Annotated in this window: 16 protein-coding genes; 6 read left to right on the forward strand and 10 right to left on the reverse strand. The window is 61.1% G+C overall.

The features are described from left to right. Nucleotides 1-364: 364 nt before the first annotated feature. The 5 genes from mddA to OSC50_RS09855 form a co-directional block, all read right to left on the reverse strand. Entirely contained in the window at nt 365-1,132 is a 768-nt protein-coding gene (gene mddA, locus OSC50_RS09835) for a methanethiol S-methyltransferase (protein ID WP_266247827.1), read from the reverse strand. A 219-nt stretch (nt 1,133-1,351) separates the two neighbouring features. After that, on the reverse strand, nt 1,352-2,596 hold the full coding sequence (locus OSC50_RS09840; RefSeq protein ID WP_181076769.1) for a saccharopine dehydrogenase family protein: 1,245 nt from the start codon (nt 2,594-2,596) through the stop codon (nt 1,352-1,354). 28 nt (nt 2,597-2,624) lie between these two features. Next, entirely contained in the window at nt 2,625-3,722 is a 1,098-nt protein-coding gene (locus OSC50_RS09845) for a carboxynorspermidine decarboxylase (protein WP_181076771.1), read from the reverse strand. Between the two features lie 227 nt (nt 3,723-3,949). Continuing rightward, a complete protein-coding gene (locus tag OSC50_RS09850; RefSeq protein ID WP_266247828.1) occupies nt 3,950-4,420 on the reverse strand; it encodes a GNAT family N-acetyltransferase in 471 nt (156 codons plus the stop codon). A 20-nt stretch (nt 4,421-4,440) separates the two neighbouring features. Continuing rightward, a complete protein-coding gene (locus OSC50_RS09855; RefSeq protein WP_253508142.1) occupies nt 4,441-6,084 on the reverse strand; it encodes a sensor domain-containing diguanylate cyclase in 1,644 nt (547 codons plus the stop codon). Nucleotides 6,085-6,274: 190 nt separating this feature from the next. Here OSC50_RS09855 and metE point away from each other — a divergent pair, with 190 nt between their 5' ends. Next, a complete protein-coding gene (metE, locus tag OSC50_RS09860; RefSeq protein WP_266247829.1) occupies nt 6,275-8,563 on the forward strand; it encodes a 5-methyltetrahydropteroyltriglutamate--homocysteine S-methyltransferase in 2,289 nt (762 codons plus the stop codon). Between the two features lie 74 nt (nt 8,564-8,637). Here metE and OSC50_RS09865 read toward each other — a convergent pair whose 3' ends face one another. Further along, the gene (locus OSC50_RS09865; RefSeq protein WP_266247830.1) at nt 8,638-9,792 is read right to left on the reverse strand and encodes an acetyltransferase domain-containing protein; all 1,155 of its coding nucleotides are present in this window, start codon (nt 9,790-9,792) and stop codon (nt 8,638-8,640) included. A gap of 111 nt (nt 9,793-9,903) precedes the next feature. On the opposite strand from OSC50_RS09865, the gene OSC50_RS09870 reads away from it, so the two are divergent. Beyond that, nucleotides 9,904-10,464: a DUF924 family protein gene (locus tag OSC50_RS09870; protein ID WP_266247831.1), complete on the forward strand. Its 561-nt coding sequence runs from the start codon at nt 9,904-9,906 to the stop codon at nt 10,462-10,464. A gap of 95 nt (nt 10,465-10,559) precedes the next feature. After that, on the forward strand, nt 10,560-11,192 hold the full coding sequence (gene yfcF / locus OSC50_RS09875; protein ID WP_266247832.1) for a glutathione transferase: 633 nt from the start codon (nt 10,560-10,562) through the stop codon (nt 11,190-11,192). Here the strand turns inward: yfcF and OSC50_RS09880 are convergent. Next, the gene (locus OSC50_RS09880; RefSeq protein WP_181076782.1) at nt 11,167-11,439 is read right to left on the reverse strand and encodes a hypothetical protein; all 273 of its coding nucleotides are present in this window, start codon (nt 11,437-11,439) and stop codon (nt 11,167-11,169) included. The genes yfcF and OSC50_RS09880 overlap by 26 nt on opposite strands. 130 nt (nt 11,440-11,569) lie before the next feature. On the opposite strand from OSC50_RS09880, the gene OSC50_RS09885 reads away from it, so the two are divergent. Together OSC50_RS09885 and OSC50_RS09890 are read left to right on the forward strand one after the other, a co-directional pair. After that, nucleotides 11,570-12,214: an ATPase gene (locus OSC50_RS09885; RefSeq protein WP_266247833.1), complete on the forward strand. Its 645-nt coding sequence runs from the start codon at nt 11,570-11,572 to the stop codon at nt 12,212-12,214. Between the two features lie 34 nt (nt 12,215-12,248). Next, nucleotides 12,249-12,590, forward strand: coding sequence for a hypothetical protein (locus OSC50_RS09890; protein ID WP_181076785.1), 342 nt, complete (start codon nt 12,249-12,251; stop codon nt 12,588-12,590). Nucleotides 12,591-12,638: 48 nt separating this feature from the next. On the opposite strand, the gene OSC50_RS09895 is transcribed toward OSC50_RS09890, so the two are convergent. Both OSC50_RS09895 and OSC50_RS09900 read right to left on the reverse strand, forming a co-directional pair. After that, complete coding sequence (locus tag OSC50_RS09895; RefSeq protein ID WP_181076787.1) at nt 12,639-13,385, reverse strand: creatininase family protein; 747 nt, start codon at nt 13,383-13,385, stop codon at nt 12,639-12,641. Between the two features lie 30 nt (nt 13,386-13,415). Continuing rightward, nucleotides 13,416-14,129, reverse strand: a complete 714-nt coding sequence (locus tag OSC50_RS09900) for a murein L,D-transpeptidase catalytic domain family protein (RefSeq protein WP_181076789.1) — start codon at nt 14,127-14,129, stop codon at nt 13,416-13,418. Between the two features lie 39 nt (nt 14,130-14,168). Here OSC50_RS09900 and OSC50_RS09905 point away from each other — a divergent pair, with 39 nt between their 5' ends. Beyond that, on the forward strand, nt 14,169-15,770 hold the full coding sequence (locus OSC50_RS09905) for a L,D-transpeptidase family protein (protein WP_181076790.1): 1,602 nt from the start codon (nt 14,169-14,171) through the stop codon (nt 15,768-15,770). A 167-nt stretch (nt 15,771-15,937) separates the two neighbouring features. Here the strand turns inward: OSC50_RS09905 and OSC50_RS09910 are convergent, their stop codons facing one another. After that, nucleotides 15,938-16,438 (reverse strand): P-loop nucleotide/nucleoside kinase family protein, encoded by a 501-nt coding sequence (locus tag OSC50_RS09910; RefSeq protein ID WP_253508128.1) that lies wholly within the window; start codon nt 16,436-16,438, stop codon nt 15,938-15,940. Nucleotides 16,439-16,453 lie beyond the last annotated feature (15 nt).

Consider the following 16,453-nt stretch of genomic DNA (forward strand, 5'->3'; position numbering starts at 1 on the left):
GGTATCCCGCGTACAGCTGCCGCGACACGATACATCAGACGTAAAAAAACGCCTAAGCTCGGTGGTGGCGCAGTTGCTCTTTGAAGTCGGACGGTCAAATCCGGTCGCTGAATTGGCAGCGACGGAGGAGAGGTTAGTCAGCGAAGTTCCGAGCGACAACCTGAAAGCCTTGTCGGAAAAATCCGAGAAGAGCAAACGCGGAAAGTGAATGCCACGCTGCCGTCGCAGGCCAGGATTTTTCTCGTTGTGCTGCAGAACGAAGTGCGAGGTACTCAAGCCGTGCACCGTTTGGCGGGACGCGGAGCGTCCCGGGCGGCATTCCCACGCAGAGCGTGGGAACGATCAGCCCGCTCGTCACAAAGGTTTATTCAGCGTCTTTTTTGCGTGACTTCGCCCACGGCAAAATCATGCCCACCTCCTGCTGGTAACGCCGATACCGCTCACCAAACAACGCCACCAGATCCTTTTCTTCAAAGCTGGCGCCAATGAAGATGTAAACCGTCATCCCCATCGAAAACAACAGGTGCCCAGCGGTCATGTGCGGTGTTGCCCAAAAGGCGATCAGGAAACCCAGGTACAGCGGGTGACGCACGATCTTGTAAAACAATGGCGTTCTGAATTCTGGCGCCTGTGGCGTGGCCCTGCGCCATCGGTCGATGGGCTGCTTGAGCCCGAACAGTTCGAAGTGGCCGATTAAAAAGGTTGCCAGTAAAGCGATGCCCCAGCCCAACCAGAACAGGCCAATCAATAGGCCCTTGGCCCACGTCGTTTCAACTTCCCAAACGGTGAGCGTCATCGGTTGCCACAGCCAGAACATCAGTACAAGCACCAAGCTGCTGAGCAGTACATACGTGGAGCGTTCAACGGACGTCGGAATGACTGCCGCCAGCCACCGCTTGAAGCCTTTGCGTGCCATGACCGTGTGCTGGACGCCGAACAACAGGATCAGTGCGCAGTTGATCAGCACGGCGAGTGGCCAAGCGAGGAGGGGGCCATCGTTGATGTTTTTGGGCACCGCCACACTGCCGACGAAGCCGATCAAATATAAGAATGTGATTAGGAACACAACGTAACAGCAGGCGCTGTACACCAGTGCGATGGCACGGGCGGCGCGGTTGTTGTTGAGGTTCATGAGTCTGCCCTACCCACAGGATGAATGGGCAGCAAACCTGCAGGTCAGCCACTCCATGGTTAAGCCTAGCGGGTATTGCGTGCGCGGTAACCTGTGAGAATTGACAGTGCTCGGTGTGGCTGGTCGTCGCAATTGCAATGTGGTTTGGAGATAGGTATCCGCCCAAATAAAAAATGCGCCCCTTCGAGCGCATTTTTTTGTTCGGTCCGCTATCGCCTATCAGGCCATTGCATCCCAGGCCCGATCACCGTGCTCGTCCTTGATCCGAGTCGGCAGGCCCATCACGTCCAGCGCCTTCAGGAACGGTTCTGCCGGCAGTTCCTCGACGTTGGCCATGCGCTGCACGTCCCATTCACCACGGGCTACCAGCAGCGCGGCGGCTACCGGTGGTACGCCGGCGGTGTAGGAGATGCCCTGGCTGTCGGTTTCGGCGAAGGCTTCTTCGTGGTCGGCGACGTTGTAGATGAACACCTCACGCGGCTGGCCGTTCTTGGTGCCTTTGACCAGGTCACCGATGCAGGTCTTGCCGGTGTAGCCAGGGGCGAGCGAAGACGGGTCGGGCAGTACGGCCTTGACCACTTTCAACGGCACCACTTCCAGGCCTTCGGCGGTTTTGACCGGCTTTTCGGACAGCAGTCCGAGGTTGTTGAGCACGGTGAACACGTTGATGTAGTGCTCGCCAAAGCTCATCCAGAAACGCACGTTGGGCACGTCGAGGTTTTTCGACAGCGAGTGCACTTCATCGTGGCCGGTCAGGTACAGATTCTGCGAACCGACTACCGGCAGGTCGTCGGTGCGTTTGACTTCGAACATGGTGTTGCTGGTCCACTGGCTGTTCTGCCAGCTCCACACCTGTCCGGTGAATTCGCGGAAGTTGATTTCCGGGTCGAAATTGGTGGCGAAGTATTTGCCATGGGAGCCGGCATTGACGTCGAGGATATCGATCGAATCAATGCGGTCGAAATGCTGTTGCTGCGCCAGCGCGGCATACGCGTTGACGACACCCGGGTCGAAGCCCACGCCGAGGATGGCGGTGATGTTCTTCTGTTTGCACTCTTCCAGGTGGTTCCATTCGTAGTTGCCGTACCACGGCGGGGTCTCGCAGACCTTGCCCGGCTCTTCGTGGATGGCGGTGTCGAGGTACGCTACGCCCGTGTCGATGCAGGCCCGCAGGACCGACATGTTGAGGAACGCGGACCCCACGTTGATGACGATCTGCGAGCCGGTCTCGCGGATCAGGGCCTTGGTCGCTTCCACGTCCAGGGCGTTCAGCGCGAAGGCTTGGATATCGGCGGGTACCTTGAGGCTACCCTTGGCCTTGACGCTGTCGATGATGGCCTGGCATTTGGAGATGTTGCGCGACGCGATAGCAATACGACCGAGCTCGTCGTTGTGCTGCGCGCACTTGTGGGCCACCACCTTGGCGACACCTCCTGCACCAATGATAAGAACGTTCTTTTTCAATTGCTTTATCTCTCCTTTATCCGCCAGCTTACGAAAGGCTGGACAGGTAGTCTTCGTAACCAAATTCACGAACCACCTCGACTGTACCGTCGAGTTGTTTCACTACGATGGACGGCATTTTCAGGCCGTTGAACCAGTTTTTCTTGACCATGGTGTAGCCCGCGGTGTCGATGAACGACAACCGATCGCCGATGGCCAGCGGACGATCGAATTGATATTCGCCGAAGATATCCCCGGCCAGGCAGGATTTGCCGCACACCATATAGGTGTGTTCGCCTTCGCTCGGTGCCAGCTTGGCGTTGAGGCGGTAGATCAGCAGGTCCAGCAGGTGGGCCTCGATGGAGCTGTCGACGACGGCGAGGTTTTTGCCGTTGTAGAGGGTGTCGAGCACGGTGACTTCCAGGGAGGCACTGTTGGTGATCGCCGCTTCACCCGGTTCCAGGTAGACCTGCACGCCGTACTTCTCGGAGAACGCCTTCAAGCGCGCGCAAAAGGCGTCCAGCGCATAGCCTTCGCCGGTGAAGTGGATGCCACCGCCGAGGCTGACCCACTTGACCTTGTGCAGCAGTTCGCCGAAACGCTCTTCGATGGTGCCGAGCATCTTGTCGAACAGGCTGAAATCGCCGTTCTCACAGTTGTTATGGAACATGAAGCCGCTGATCTGCTCGATCACGCCTTCGATTTTCACCGGGTCCCATTCGCCCAGGCGGCTGAACGGACGCGCAGGGTCGGCCAGCAGATAGTCGGAGCTGCTCACCTGCGGGTTCACACGCAGGCCACGGGTCTTGCCTTCGCTGCGTTCGGCAAAGCGCTGCAGTTGGCTGATGGAGTTGAAGATGATCTTGTCGCAGTTCTCCAGCATCTCTTCGATTTCATCGTCGGCCCAGGCCACGCTGTAGGCGTGCGCTTCACCTTCGAACTTCTGGCGACCGAGCTTCAACTCATACAGCGACGACGAGGTGGTGCCGTCCATGTATTGCTGCATCAAGTCGAACACCGACCAAGTGGCAAAGCACTTGAGCGCCAGCAGCGCCTTGGCGCCGGACTGCTCGCGCACATAGGCAATCTTCTGCATATTGACTAGAAGCTTCTGTTTATCGATGAGGTAGTACGGCGTTTTGATCATTTTTGAGAGCCTGCGGCGGTGCCTGCCAAAAAAGGACACGCATTGTGCCCGCACTTGGAACAGATCGAAAGGTTCGTGGGCGGATTTTGCTGCGCCACTTTTAATCTGGCCTGCCAATGTGACAGGCCGTCAGTATGATGGGCCACTCTGACGCCGGGATTTCGCTTAGCTTGCCTTCCCCAGCATGACTGAGGGGCGTCCAGACTGTCACGCACGCGCTCCCACAATCAGCCGGCTCGCTTGAGTTTGATCGCGTGGGTGGCCGTGGCATCGTTGATTCGATGAAAGCCGCAGCGCAGATAAAACGCTGCAGCGTCAGGTGTATCGGTAGACAGGCGCACGGTGCGAAAGCTGGGCGTTGCGAACTCCAGCAGCGCCTGCACCAGTGCCTTGCCCACTTTGCGGTCACGCATTGCGCGCGTCACATATACCCGGCGTAGCCGTCCCACTGCTGGGCCTGTATAGGGGTCGATGGACAGACCGCCGACGGCAATCAATTGGCCTTGGTAGAACACGCCCAGCAGGCACTCTCCGGGTCGTTCGAATCGCGCGGTGCGATGCTCCCACTCATTGATCAGTCGCGTCACAAAACGAAAGCCCTCGGCCACTGCTTCGGCTTCCAGCGCACGAATCGGTTCCGCAAGTGCCTGGAGTCTGCGTATTGAAAAGCCTGGGTCGGCCTGAAGAATCTGGTCCATCCGTACACCTGCCCCTAAGCTCACGCCACTTTATTCCTACCCGCCGCCTTGGCCTCATACAACCGCAGATCCGCGCGTTTGAGCAGTGCCAGGGAATCGCGGTCGGCGGGTTCGGCCACGCCGATGCCGATGCTTACCGTCATCTGGCCTACCGTAGGAAACACTGCCGCTGCCACGGCGGCGCGGATCTTTTCGGCGACCACTTCGGGGCTGTCGGGTTCGTCCACCTCCGGCAGCAGCACCGCGAATTCTTCACCGCCGTAACGGGCGACGAAATCGGTGGCGCGGGTCGTTTTTTCGATCACCGAGGCCAGGTGCGCAAGCACCTCGTCCCCGATAGCGTGGCCGTAGGTGTCGTTGATGCGCTTGAAGTAGTCGGCGTCGATCAGCAGCAGGGCGAAGGTGCGGCCGGTGCGCTGAAACAGCAGGCTGTTTTCCGCGAGTTTTTCGTCGAAGCGGCGGCGGTTATAAACGCCGGTAAGGGCATCGTGCGTGGCCAGTTTAAGCAGTTCGGCATTGGCCTGGGTGAGGTCGGCGGTGCGCTGGGCGACGGTGGCCTCCAGGGACGCGTTGGCTTCCTGCAGTTCGCGCTCCTTGCTCAACAGCGATTGGGTCATGCCGGCCAGCGAGCGGCCCAGTTGGGCGATCTCCAGCACCGCGTGTTCCTGGGGAAACACCGCGCCGGGTTGCTGGTCCTGCACCTGCTTGGCTGACTTGGCCAGCCGTTCGATCGGACGGCTGAGGGTCGACGCCAGATAATAGGCAACCAGCCCGAACACCACTGCGGCGAGTACGCCCAGTATCAGCAGTTTGTACAGCAACTCGCGCGCCGGTTGCAGGGCGATATCCAGCGGTTGGCGCAGTACGATGTACCACGACAGCTGGGCATTGGACGGGCTCGGCACCGCCACCGATGCCGTCACGTAGCCGTTGCCGGAGGTCCAGCCGGAGGGGCTGTTCAGGTGGGTTGGGGGTATCTGTTGGCCGGCGAGTGCCTCGGGGTAGAGCACCTTGCCATCGCCGTCGATGATCAGCGCTTGCAGGTCCGGCACGGCGTCTTTTTGCTGGGTGGCCGACTCGACGATATGGGTGACCCAGCTCCAATGCGCGTGGGCTCCAAGCACGCCGATCGTCTCGCCCTGGGCGTTGCGGATCGGCGCGGCAAAGTCGATGAAGCGCAACGGCTCACCACTGGGCGACCCCGGCATCAGCTTGGCCAGCAACACCGCTTCGTGGGGATCGCCGGTGTACTCGCCGCGCATGCCGGCCTGGAACCAGGGGCGTTGCTGCACCGATTGATTGACCAACAGCCCGTTGACCGCCTGATGCACACGCCCCTGGGTGTCGGCCACGCCCATCCATGCATACTCGGCGCGCGATTGGCTGCGCAATTCCATCAGTGTAAGGATATCCGGCGCGTCCAGGTTGCCCAGGCGCATCAACGGCGCCTTGCTCAGCAGCGACACTTCCAGTTGGCGTTCGCGCAGTTGCATGGCCAGCAGCGCAGCGGTGGAACGAGCAGCGCCGAGCAAGGCATTACCGCTGGCCTGACGCACCTGGCCGGTGGCGATATGGCCCACATAGAATCCGACACTCAACAGCGTGAGCAATGACAAACCGGCAAACCACAGGGTCAAGTGACTACGCAGACTGGTTTTGATCATGAATGCTCAAATGAGTAATTATTTTGACGCATGGTATGCCCGATGCAGGGGTGGCCGCCAGCCAGGACTTGCCCGACTTTGGGGTTAACATGAGCGAATCTTGTGTTCATCTAAAATAAAATGAGTTTGTCTCACTCTGATCACCTGCCGACAATAGCCGCCATTACCACTTGTATTGGAGTTGCACGTCATGGCAGTCGCTCATTCCCTCGGGTTTCCACGCATTGGACGCGACCGAGAATTGAAAAAAGCCCAGGAAGCCTTCTGGAAGGGCGAACTCGATGAAGCCGGCCTGCGTGCCGTGGGCCGTGAGCTGCGCCAGGCACATTGGGCGCTGCAGAAACAGGCGGGTATCGAGTTGTTGCCGGCCGGTGATTTTGCCTGGTACGACCAAGTGCTGACCCACTCGCTGATGTTCGGCGTGGTCCCCGAGCGTTTTCGCCCAGCCGATGGCCAGGCCACGCTGCATACTCTGTTCGCCATGGCCCGAGGGGTCAGCGCCCCCTGCTGCGGCGGTGCCCATGCCCAGGAAATGACCAAGTGGTTCGACACCAATTATCACTACCTCGTACCTGAGTTCAGCGCCGACCAGCACTTCCATCTCGGTTGGGACCAACTGTTCGATGAGGTCAGGGAAGCCCGCGACCTGGGGCACACCGTCAAGCCGGTGATCATTGGCCCGCTGACTTACTTGTGGCTGGGCAAAGTCAAGGGTGGCGAGTTCGACAAGCTCGATTTACTCGATCGCCTGTTGCCACTGTACGGTCAGATCTTCCAGCGCCTGGCGGAACTGGGGGTGGAATGGGTGCAGATCGACGAACCGATCCTGGTGCTCGACCTGCCGCAGGCGTGGAAGAACGCGTTTGAACGCGCCTACAACCAAATCCAGCGCGATCCGCTGAAAAAACTGCTCGCCACCTACTTCGGTGGCCTGGAGGAAAACCTCGGCCTGGCCGCCAACCTGCCGGTGGACGGCCTGCATATCGACCTGGTGCGCGCGCCGGACCAGTACCCGACCATCCTCGACCGTTTGCCCGCCTACAAAGTGTTGTCGCTGGGCGTGGTCAACGGCCGCAACGTCTGGCGCTGCGACCTGGAAAAGGCGTTGGCGACCCTGCAGCACGCGCATGAGCGCCTTGGCGATCGGCTGTGGGTGGCGCCGTCGTGTTCGTTGCTGCACAGCCCAGTGGACCTCGGTCGTGAAGACCAGCTCGACGCCGAGCTGAAAAGTTGGTTGGCGTTTGCCGTACAGAAATGCGCCGAAGTGGTGCTGTTGGCCCAGGCGGTCGATCAGCCAGACGCCGCCAATGTGCGCGCCGCACTCACTGAAAGCCGCACCGTGCAGGCAGCTCGCGCGGGTTCGCCACGTATCCACAAACCGGCGGTGCAGGCGCGCGTAGCCGCCATCACGGCCGAGGACAGCCAGCGCCAGTCGCCATTTGCCCAGCGCATCGAGCGGCAGCGCGCCGGCCTTGATCTGCCGCTGTTTCCCACGACCACCATCGGCTCATTCCCGCAGACCGCGTCGATCCGCCTGGCGCGTCAATCCTACAAGCAAGGCAAGTTGAGTGAGGCCGAATACGTTGAAGCCATGCACAGCGAGATCCGCCACGCAGTCGAGGTGCAGGAGCACCTCGGGCTGGACGTACTGGTACACGGCGAAGCCGAACGTAACGACATGGTCGAGTATTTTGCCGAGCAACTGGACGGCTATGCGTTTACCCGGTTCGGCTGGGTACAGAGCTACGGTTCGCGTTGCGTGAAACCGGCGGTGATTGTCGGCGATCTGAGCCGTCCGCACCCCATGACCGTCGAGTGGATCCGCTACGCCCAGGGCCTGACCCGCAAGGTCATGAAAGGCATGCTGACCGGCCCGGTGACCCTGTTGATGTGGTCATTCCCGCGCGAAGACGTGAGCCGCGAAGCGCAGGCCCGGCAATTGGCCCTGGCGGTTCGGGATGAAGTGCTGGACCTGGAGGCCGCGGGCATCCGCATCGTGCAGATTGACGAAGCGGCATTCCGTGAAGGCTTGCCGTTGCGTCAGGCGCAGTGGCAGTCGTACCTGGACTGGGCCACCGAAGCGTTCCGACTGTGCGCCGCTGGCGTGCGCGATGAAACCCAGATCCATACGCACATGTGCTACAGCGAGTTCAACGACGTGATCGAGTCCATCGCGGCCATGGATGCCGATGTGATTACCATCGAAACCTCGCGCTCGGACATGCAGTTGCTGGAGGCCTTCGAAGCGTTCGATTACCCCAACGACATCGGCCCGGGCGTCTATGACATTCACTCGCCTCGTGTGCCGGATGCCTCGGAGATGGCCAACCTGCTGCGTAAGGCCACCCGGCGCATCCCCGCCGAGCGCTTATGGGTGAACCCGGATTGCGGGTTGAAGACACGCGCCTGGCCGGAGACGGAAGCGGCGTTGATTCATATGGTCACCGCCGCCCGCCAACTGCGCGCCGAGCTGGCTTGACACGGTAAAAAGTGCGGAGGGGATTTGTTGTGGTGAGGAGATTTGCCCCCTCCCACAACTGGATCGGTGTCAGCTCAAAGGTATTTGAGCCAGGCCAGGTCGCGGCGACGGTTTTTGAGCGTGGCGAACCAGCGCACGGGCGGGTACAGCGCCAAGGGCAACACCAGCGCCAGCAGCCAGACCGCACCGATAGTGTCGAAGCCGAAGTAGTTGCCATGGTTCAGGCCGAACAGCGCGACACAGGCGACATACAGCACTTTCAATACATAAAGATGCAGCAGATAAAAGAACATCGGCGCGCTACCCAGCACCGCCAACACGCCAATCCAGCGTCGATGCCCCGCGCGTTCAAACGCCAGCAACAGCAACAGCCCAATCCCCAGTGTCAGCATCAGGAACAACAGCGAAGGCGGGTACTTGGTCACATTAAAAAAGCTCATCAACGTTTGCACGCCGCTGTCATACGCCTGCCAGGGTTTTTCGCCATAGCCATTGGCTGCGCGCAGCCCCACAAACCCCACCAGCGCACTTACGCCGGCCCACAACAGATAACGCTGGCGTACGCTTGGGGAGGTCATCTGCGCAAACCACGGGCCGAGGCTGTAGCCCAGGGCAATCACACCGATCCACGGCAACACTGGGTAGGTGACGCGCAGGCGCAGGTTCTCGCTGAGGTCTATCCAGCTGCGTTCATGCGCAATCGCCCATAGGTGTTGCAGCGCCGACCCGTTTGCGACGTGCACGCCGTCAAGCAGGTTGTGGCCGGCAATGAGCAGCAGCGCCAGCCCGATCAGCAACGCGCGCGGCAGCCACACCAGCGCGGCCAGGGCGAGCATGCTCACGCCGATGGCCCAGATTACCTGCAGGTAGATCACACTGGGCGGTAACTGGAAGGTCCAGGCGAAGTTGACCAGGGTAAATTCCAGCACCACCAGAAACAGCCCGCGCTTGAACAGAAATGCCGACACATCGCGCCGCCCTTGGTGTTTTTGACCATACAGCCAGGCCGAGAGCCCGGTGAGTAATACGAACACCGGTGCGCAGAGATGGGCGAGCGTGCGGCTGATAAACAGCGCCGGCTCCGTGCTGTCAATGTTCATCGGGTCGCTGACCTGGCGGTGCAGCAGGAAGGTCTCGCGCACATGGTCGAGCAGCATGAACAGAATCACCAGGCCACGCAGGGCGTCGATGGAGAGCAGTCGTTGGCGCGCAGGGGCAGCGTCGGTCATGGGCGAGGGTCACAGGGCAGGTTGAGAAGGAGTGTTATCCTATAACATTCGAGTGTGTCGTGCCGTGCTTCTGATACCGTTATTGTTTAAGCCTTACTGGAGTCCGCCACCGTGATCCCCCATGACGCCACAGCCAGTCACACCGCCCAGGACGTTCTCGATTTCTGGAAAACCGCCGGCCCCAAGCGCTGGTTCGCCAAGAGCGAAGCCTTCGACGCCACTTTCCGGGACACGTTCTACGCCACCCATCTGCAAGCCGCCCGCCGCGAGCTGGAGGGTTGGCTGGACTCGGCGCAAGGCGCGCTGGCCCTGCTGATCCTGCTGGACCAATTCCCGCGCAACGCCTTTCGCGGCACCGCGCATATGTTCGCCACCGACCCGCTGGCGCGGCTGTATGCGCAGCGCATGCTCGACGCCGGGCTGGACCAGCAGGTTGAACCGGCGTTGCGCGCCTTCTGCTACCTGCCATTCGAGCACTCCGAAGAACGCGCCGACCAGCAACGCTCCCTGCAACTCAATCAGACGCTGGACGCGAACACCTTTCGTTGGGCCAAGGAACATGCGCGCATCATCGAACGATTTGGGCGCTTCCCCCATCGCAATAAAGTGCTGGCGCGGATCACCACGGCAGAGGAGCAGGCGTTCCTGGACACCGGAGGCTTTGCCGGGTAACGGCTATTCCTGCCGGGAATGCCCCCATAAAAAGCCTGCATTGTCTTTATCGTCGTCGATCTCGTAGCGTAGGGCTTCATTTCAAGGAGATCGCCATGCACCACAAACCGTTGCGTCTTTACGTCGACTCGCTCTACACCAGCCCTTACGCAATGTCGGTTTTCGTCGCCCTGCAAGAAAAAGGCCTGGCGTTCGATACGATCCCCCTGGACCTGGAGGCAGGGCAAAACCAGGCGGTCGACTATGCGCGGCTGTCGCTGACACAACGGGTGCCGACGCTGATCGAGGGGGATTTTGCCTTGTCGGAGTCCTCCGCGATCACCGAGTACCTGGAGCAGGTTTACCCGTCTATCCCGGTGTATCCCACCGACCCGAAGCAGCGTGCCAAAGCGCGCCAAGTACAGGCCTGGTTACGCAGTGATTTGCTGCCGATCCGCCAGGAGCGCTCGACGCTGGTGGTGTTCTGCGGGCAGAAAATGCCGCCGTTGTCGCCAGTGGCCGAAGCGGCCGCCGCTAAATTGATTGCGGCGGCCCAGGCACTGCTGTCGGATAACCCGGTTCACCTGTGCGGCGAGTGGTCGATTGCCGATGTAGACCTGGCGGTGATGCTTAACCGCTTGATCCTCAATGGCGACGCAGTGCCTGCCGAGCTGGTGGCGTATGCGCAGCGCCAGTGGCAGCGGCCGTCGGTGCAGGCGTGGGTCAATCAGCCACGTCCGGCGCTGTAGCCGGCTCGGCCAGTTGCGCGGCACGCCGGTCGAGGTCTTCCCAATCGGCCATGCCCAGTACCCGCGTGGTGTTCAAACCGCGCAGGTAGCCGCGCAACTGCTGCGCGCTGGCCTGGAACCGGTCGGCGTCCACCGTCTTATCCTGCAGCACCTGCTCATACTCGGCCAGGTAATCGGCGACCCGATCGCGAAACTCCGGCAGGACGGCTTCGCGGATGCGGTCGAAGGTTTTCTGGTGGGGCTTCATGGCGTGGTCCTTATAGTTTTAGCGGTGCACTATCGCTTCAGATAATAGTCACCATCACGTAACGCAAGTTCTGTTTTTGCCGCATAAGCGCAAAATTGCCTCATCGACACGCCGTTCAGGGAAATGCGCGATGAGAACGTTTATTCAATTGTGTTCAATCATTCTGATGCTGGGGACAGCTGCGCTCAATAACGCGGCAATTGCCGGCGATCTGCGTGCAGGCCATTTGCTACCTATCGTCGGTAGCGTAGACTCTCTGCAGCCTACGCAATCGGTGGGTGTGTTGCTGAGCGACAACACCCGCGACAATCTCAGCTACCTTGAACGCTACCACGACATGGCCTTGAACGGCGCCAAGGATGCCCTCGATTCACGCATCCGCGCAGCGTTCGTCAACAGCTCCGACCCGGAACTTGCCATGGACTGGTTGATGCATTCGCTGCAGGGCAGCTTCGTCTCGGTCACCGTCTACGACAACCTGGATGCCCTGGTGCGAGCGCATCCGGATGTGGTGGTGATGCTCGACACTCACAACCAGTTGCTGACCCCGCGTAATGACCAGGTCCAAGCGCGGTTTGTGGCGCGGTTCTATGATGCCGACCTGCAATACATCGCCAAGGCCGAGGGCTCGGTACACCGTCATGTGCCGTCGGTGTGGGTGCGCGACAAGGCTGCGCCGGAGATTGCGGCGCAGATCGAACAGCAGCGCGATGTACAGCTCGACGCCTTGAAGCAGTTCGATGCATCGCTCAAGGCGCTGATGCGTGCGGGTTGATATGAACTTTTACTTTTATCGTCAGGATGTTTTCATGCGCTCTTTTTTCGTACCGGCCACGGCCTTCGCTTCTTTGTTGCTGGCCGGTTGCGTCTCTGCCCCTAACACTCCGAGCTTGACCCTGCAGACCACCAAAACCCCTGAAGGCTATGTGCAGTGCGTGCTGCCCAAGCTGGAAAAACACGCTATCTCCTCCACGGTGACGCAAAACTCGCGTCACGCCAAAGTGCTGTTGACCAGCCGGATTGCCGCCGACGATGTGCTCGAAGCCTACAAGGCCGGGGAGGGCGCCAAGGTGTTTTTGTATGAGCGCAAGCCGCTGGCGTCGACTATTACGCCGTCACGCCTGGAGATAGCGGCCAAGGAATGCCAATAACGCGATGCGCTGATAGGAGAGGGGCCTGGCCCCTCCCGCCAAGCGGATTTACGGTTTAACTTCGTCAGCGAAGTGACGCACTGTTTTGATCAGCCCCTGAGCGGCCAACGCCACCAGTTCCCCGCCTTTTTCCACCGTCGCCAGCGCCGGGTCGGAACCCATGCGCCCATCGGGGAAGCGTGCGCGGAAGTCCAGCGCTTCGCGGATCGGCCCGGTGTTGGCGATCTGCGGCGAATAGTCGGCTGTCTTGATTGCATCCGGGTAAGCCCATTGCGTCACTGCGATTTCCGACGGCGTGGCGTGGCTGCCATGACCCACAGGGAACTGACGATGGGCCAGCTCATTGACACCCTCCAGATCCCACCAGTTCACCAGTTTCAGCGCGAACCCGGCCGGACGCCGGGCGAAGCTGGCTTCGGCGTACAACTCGGAAAACGCCGCTTCAATCGTGGCGATATTGCCGCCATGGCCGTTCAGGAACAGGATCTTCTCGAAGCCATGCCCGGCCAGCGAGCGCACCCAATCGCCAATCGCGGCGATAAAAGTGGAGGGGCGCAGGGAGATGGTGCCGGGAAACCCCAGATGATGCTGGGCCATGCCGATATTGAACGTGGGGCCGATCAGCAGGTCGGCGTGCCGTTGTGCCTCATGGGCGATGATTTCCGGGCACATCCAGTCGGTGCCCAGCAGACCGGTCGGGCCGTGCTGCTCGTTGGAACCGATGGGCACCACCACCGTGCGGCTGCGCTGCAGAAACTGCTCGATCTCGATCCAGGTGGACTTATGTAGAAGCATGGGGTGCTCTCTTTAATCGGTGGGGACAGGCTAACCGCCACGGATTGTACGACTACTGGCGACCTGTTGGGGCTTGCAATTGAGGTAAGTGGAAGACTTCAACCAGCGCTGGTCGGGATACCACGAAAACATGAACTGGCCGTCCTTGAGCTTGTCCACCACTTGACGCGCCACTTGCGGGCGCACGGCCGGGCAACCCTGGCTGCGGCCAATACGGCCTTCGCGCTTGCTCCACAGTGGGCTGACGTAATCGGCGGCATGAATCACAATAGCGCGGTCGCGGGCCGAGTCATTGAACCCCGGCTCCAGCCCGTCCATGCGCAGTGAATAACCATGGGTGCCCAGGTAACTTTCCTGGGTGCGGAACAGGCCAAGGCTGGACTGGTGGCTGCCTTCAAGGTTGGAGAACTGGGTGGCGAAGTTTTCCCCGGACTTGGCGCCGTGGGCCACCAGGTCGCGCAGCACCAGGGTTTTCTTGCGCAGGTCGAAGATCCACAGGCGACGGGCGGTCGAAGGTTGGGAATAATCGATCACGGCCAGGCGTTCGGAGCGTTCTTCGCCGTTGCTGACTGCACATTGCACCGCGTTAAGGGCGCTTTTGAGCACAGTGGGATTGAGTTCTGGAGCCGATCGCGCCAGGCTGTTATACAAGGAAGGCACGTTGCCATTGGCGGCGAGCACAGAGTTACTCAACGCAGCCAGGCTTGCGGCCATCAGGCCGAGGCGGCACAGGAAAGTCAGCATCTACAGTACAACCCCCCACTGTGGATTGGAGCTAAAGCATTGTTCAAAAAACACGCATGTTACTTGAGCATTTGCTTGCTCGTTGCACCATTGGTCGCCACGGCCGACGCGCTGCCGGTCGAGCCCTTGCCGGTGACGACGCCGGCACCGGTCGACCTGGCGCCCGTGCAGCAGGCGCTGGCGCAGTTGCCCAGTGTCTGCCCCGGCCTTGCGCCGCAGATCGACGCCGCCGCACAGGGGCGCCTGCAAGCCTTTTATCAGCAGCAAGGTGATGTCGCGTTGTGGTCCGACGAAGCCCGTCGCCAAGCCTTGCACGCCCAACTGCAACTGCTCGCCGACGACGGCCTGGACCCTTCCCACTATAGCCTGCCTGCCGTGGATGCCACGGCTAACGTGCTGTGCAGCGATATCGACAGCAGCCGCCACTACCTGCAGGCCCTGCAGGACCTGCACTACGGACGATTGCAGCAATCACGCTTCGAACCGCTGTGGCATTCCCAGCCGCCTGCCCGCGACCCCGACGTTGAAGTGCTCGCCCTTGCTGCGGTGGGCCTGCAGGACATGGCCCAGGCGTTCGATCAAGCGCGCCCCGGCGCCGATCTGTATCGCAGCCTGCGTAATGCCTATGCGAGCGTGCGCCTGCAACCGTTGCCGCATTGGGACGCCGTGGGCAGTGGCCCGTTGTTGCGCCCCGGCATGGAAGACACGCGGGTGCCGCAGCTGGCACGGCGTCTCTACGACGGCGGCTACCTGGCCGCTGAGCCCCAGGGCGTCGGCAAGCAATACCGCGCTGAGCTGGTAGATGCGGTCAAAGCCTTTCAGCTCAGCCATTCATTGCAGGCCGATGGCGTGATCGGTGCCGGCACGGTAGCCGAGCTTAATATCAGCCCGGCGGTGCGTCGCGAGCAGTTGCGCATCAACCTCGAACGCTTCCGCTGGCTGGCCCAGGACCTGGAGCCCGAAGGCGTGCTGGTCAACGTCGCCGCGGCACAACTGAGCGTCTATCAGAGCGGCATCCCCGTGTGGCAAACCCGTCTGCAAGTGGGCCGCGCCGAGCGCCAGACACCGTTGCTCAAATCGCGCATCACCCGGCTGACGCTCAACCCCACCTGGACCATCCCGCCCACGATTATGCGCGAGGACAAACTTCCGGCCATTCGCCTCAATCCCGAATACCTGCGCCAGCAGAACCTGCAGGTGCTCGACGCCCAAGGCCAGCCGCTGGCCCCGGAACAGATCGACTGGGCACACCCCGGCAACATCCTGCTGCGCCAGGAAGCCGGCCCACGCAATCCGCTGGGCAAAATCGTGATGCGCTTTCCCAACCCCTACTCGGTGTACCTGCACGACACCCCCAGCCAGCCGCTGTTCACCAAGGGCCCGCGCGCGTTCAGCTCCGGCTGCGTGCGGGTTGAACAACCGTTGCTGCTGCGCGACCTGCTGGTCAGTCCTGCCGAGCGCGCTCGCACCGACGAACTGCTGGCCACCGGCGTGACCCATGAATTCCGCCTGGCTACCCCGGTGCCGGTACTGCTGGGCTATTGGACAGTGGAAGTGGACCGCCAGGGCGGCCTGGTGTACGCGCCGGATATCTACGGGCGGGACCTGGTGCTGATGAAGGCGATGGGCAGCGTGCTCTGAATATAGGGCCGCTTCGCGCCCCAGCGCGGGAGGTGCGACGATGCGACAAGCCCGCTCATCACCTAAAAGCTCACTGCAAAAGCGTGCTCAGGGTGGCTATAAGTGGTGAGCGGGCTTGCCCCGCGCCGGGGCGCGAAGCGGCCCCAAAAACACCACCGCGATTCCACTTATCGCCCTAGATGAGCGAGCAGCGTTTCAACCGCCTCGGTCGCGGACAGCGTAGCCGTGTCGACGGTCAACGGCGCTTGCGCCCAGGCTTCATACTCATGGGTCATCACCGAGTGCCAAGTGGGTGGCGTCAGGCCGGGGATATCCCCGGTGCGCCTTTCAACCCGGCCTTGATGTGCCTGCCGATCGGAGCAAATCACCTGTACATCCACTAACTTAACGCCCGCCGCCAGGGCCACCGCCTGCCACGCCGCACGACTTTCCCGCACTGGATTGACGCCGTCGGCGATCACCCGATGCCCTAACAGAAGATTGCTCAGCGCGACGGCATTGGCCACGCCGTAACCGCTGGCCCCCACATCACCCGCCAGCACCTCGGCATCGCGAATGGCCTGCTCGATCACATCGATCCGCAGGTAAACCGCGTTGAGCCGCCGCGCCAGTTCATGGGCGATGGTGGTTTTGCCGGTGCCGGGCAATCCGCTGAAGACGATGAGCATGGTGTGGTCCTTGGA

This window comes from Pseudomonas quebecensis (assembly GCF_026410085.1).
In the GTDB taxonomy this organism is placed as follows: domain Bacteria; phylum Pseudomonadota; class Gammaproteobacteria; order Pseudomonadales; family Pseudomonadaceae; genus Aquipseudomonas; species Aquipseudomonas quebecensis.

What these genes read in the sequence shown, in the direction of transcription:
- mddA (WP_266247827.1), bottom strand. Translation starts at nt 1,132, where the DNA reads ATGAACCTCAACAACAACCGCGCCGCCCGTGCCATCGCACTGGTGTAC.
- OSC50_RS09845 (WP_181076771.1), bottom strand. Translation starts at nt 3,722, where the DNA reads ATGATCAAAACGCCGTACTACCTCATCGATAAACAGAAGCTTCTAGTC.
- OSC50_RS09850 (WP_266247828.1), bottom strand. Translation starts at nt 4,420, where the DNA reads ATGGACCAGATTCTTCAGGCCGACCCAGGCTTTTCAATACGCAGACTC.
- OSC50_RS09855 (WP_253508142.1), bottom strand. Translation starts at nt 6,084, where the DNA reads ATGATCAAAACCAGTCTGCGTAGTCACTTGACCCTGTGGTTTGCCGGT.
- metE (WP_266247829.1), top strand. Translation starts at nt 6,275, where the DNA reads ATGGCAGTCGCTCATTCCCTCGGGTTTCCACGCATTGGACGCGACCGA.
- OSC50_RS09865 (WP_266247830.1), bottom strand. Translation starts at nt 9,792, where the DNA reads ATGACCGACGCTGCCCCTGCGCGCCAACGACTGCTCTCCATCGACGCC.
- yfcF (WP_266247832.1), top strand. Translation starts at nt 10,560, where the DNA reads ATGCACCACAAACCGTTGCGTCTTTACGTCGACTCGCTCTACACCAGC.
- OSC50_RS09880 (WP_181076782.1), bottom strand. Translation starts at nt 11,439, where the DNA reads ATGAAGCCCCACCAGAAAACCTTCGACCGCATCCGCGAAGCCGTCCTG.
- OSC50_RS09885 (WP_266247833.1), top strand. Translation starts at nt 11,570, where the DNA reads ATGAGAACGTTTATTCAATTGTGTTCAATCATTCTGATGCTGGGGACA.
- OSC50_RS09890 (WP_181076785.1), top strand. Translation starts at nt 12,249, where the DNA reads ATGCGCTCTTTTTTCGTACCGGCCACGGCCTTCGCTTCTTTGTTGCTG.
- OSC50_RS09895 (WP_181076787.1), bottom strand. Translation starts at nt 13,385, where the DNA reads ATGCTTCTACATAAGTCCACCTGGATCGAGATCGAGCAGTTTCTGCAG.
- OSC50_RS09900 (WP_181076789.1), bottom strand. Translation starts at nt 14,129, where the DNA reads ATGCTGACTTTCCTGTGCCGCCTCGGCCTGATGGCCGCAAGCCTGGCT.
- OSC50_RS09910 (WP_253508128.1), bottom strand. Translation starts at nt 16,438, where the DNA reads ATGCTCATCGTCTTCAGCGGATTGCCCGGCACCGGCAAAACCACCATC.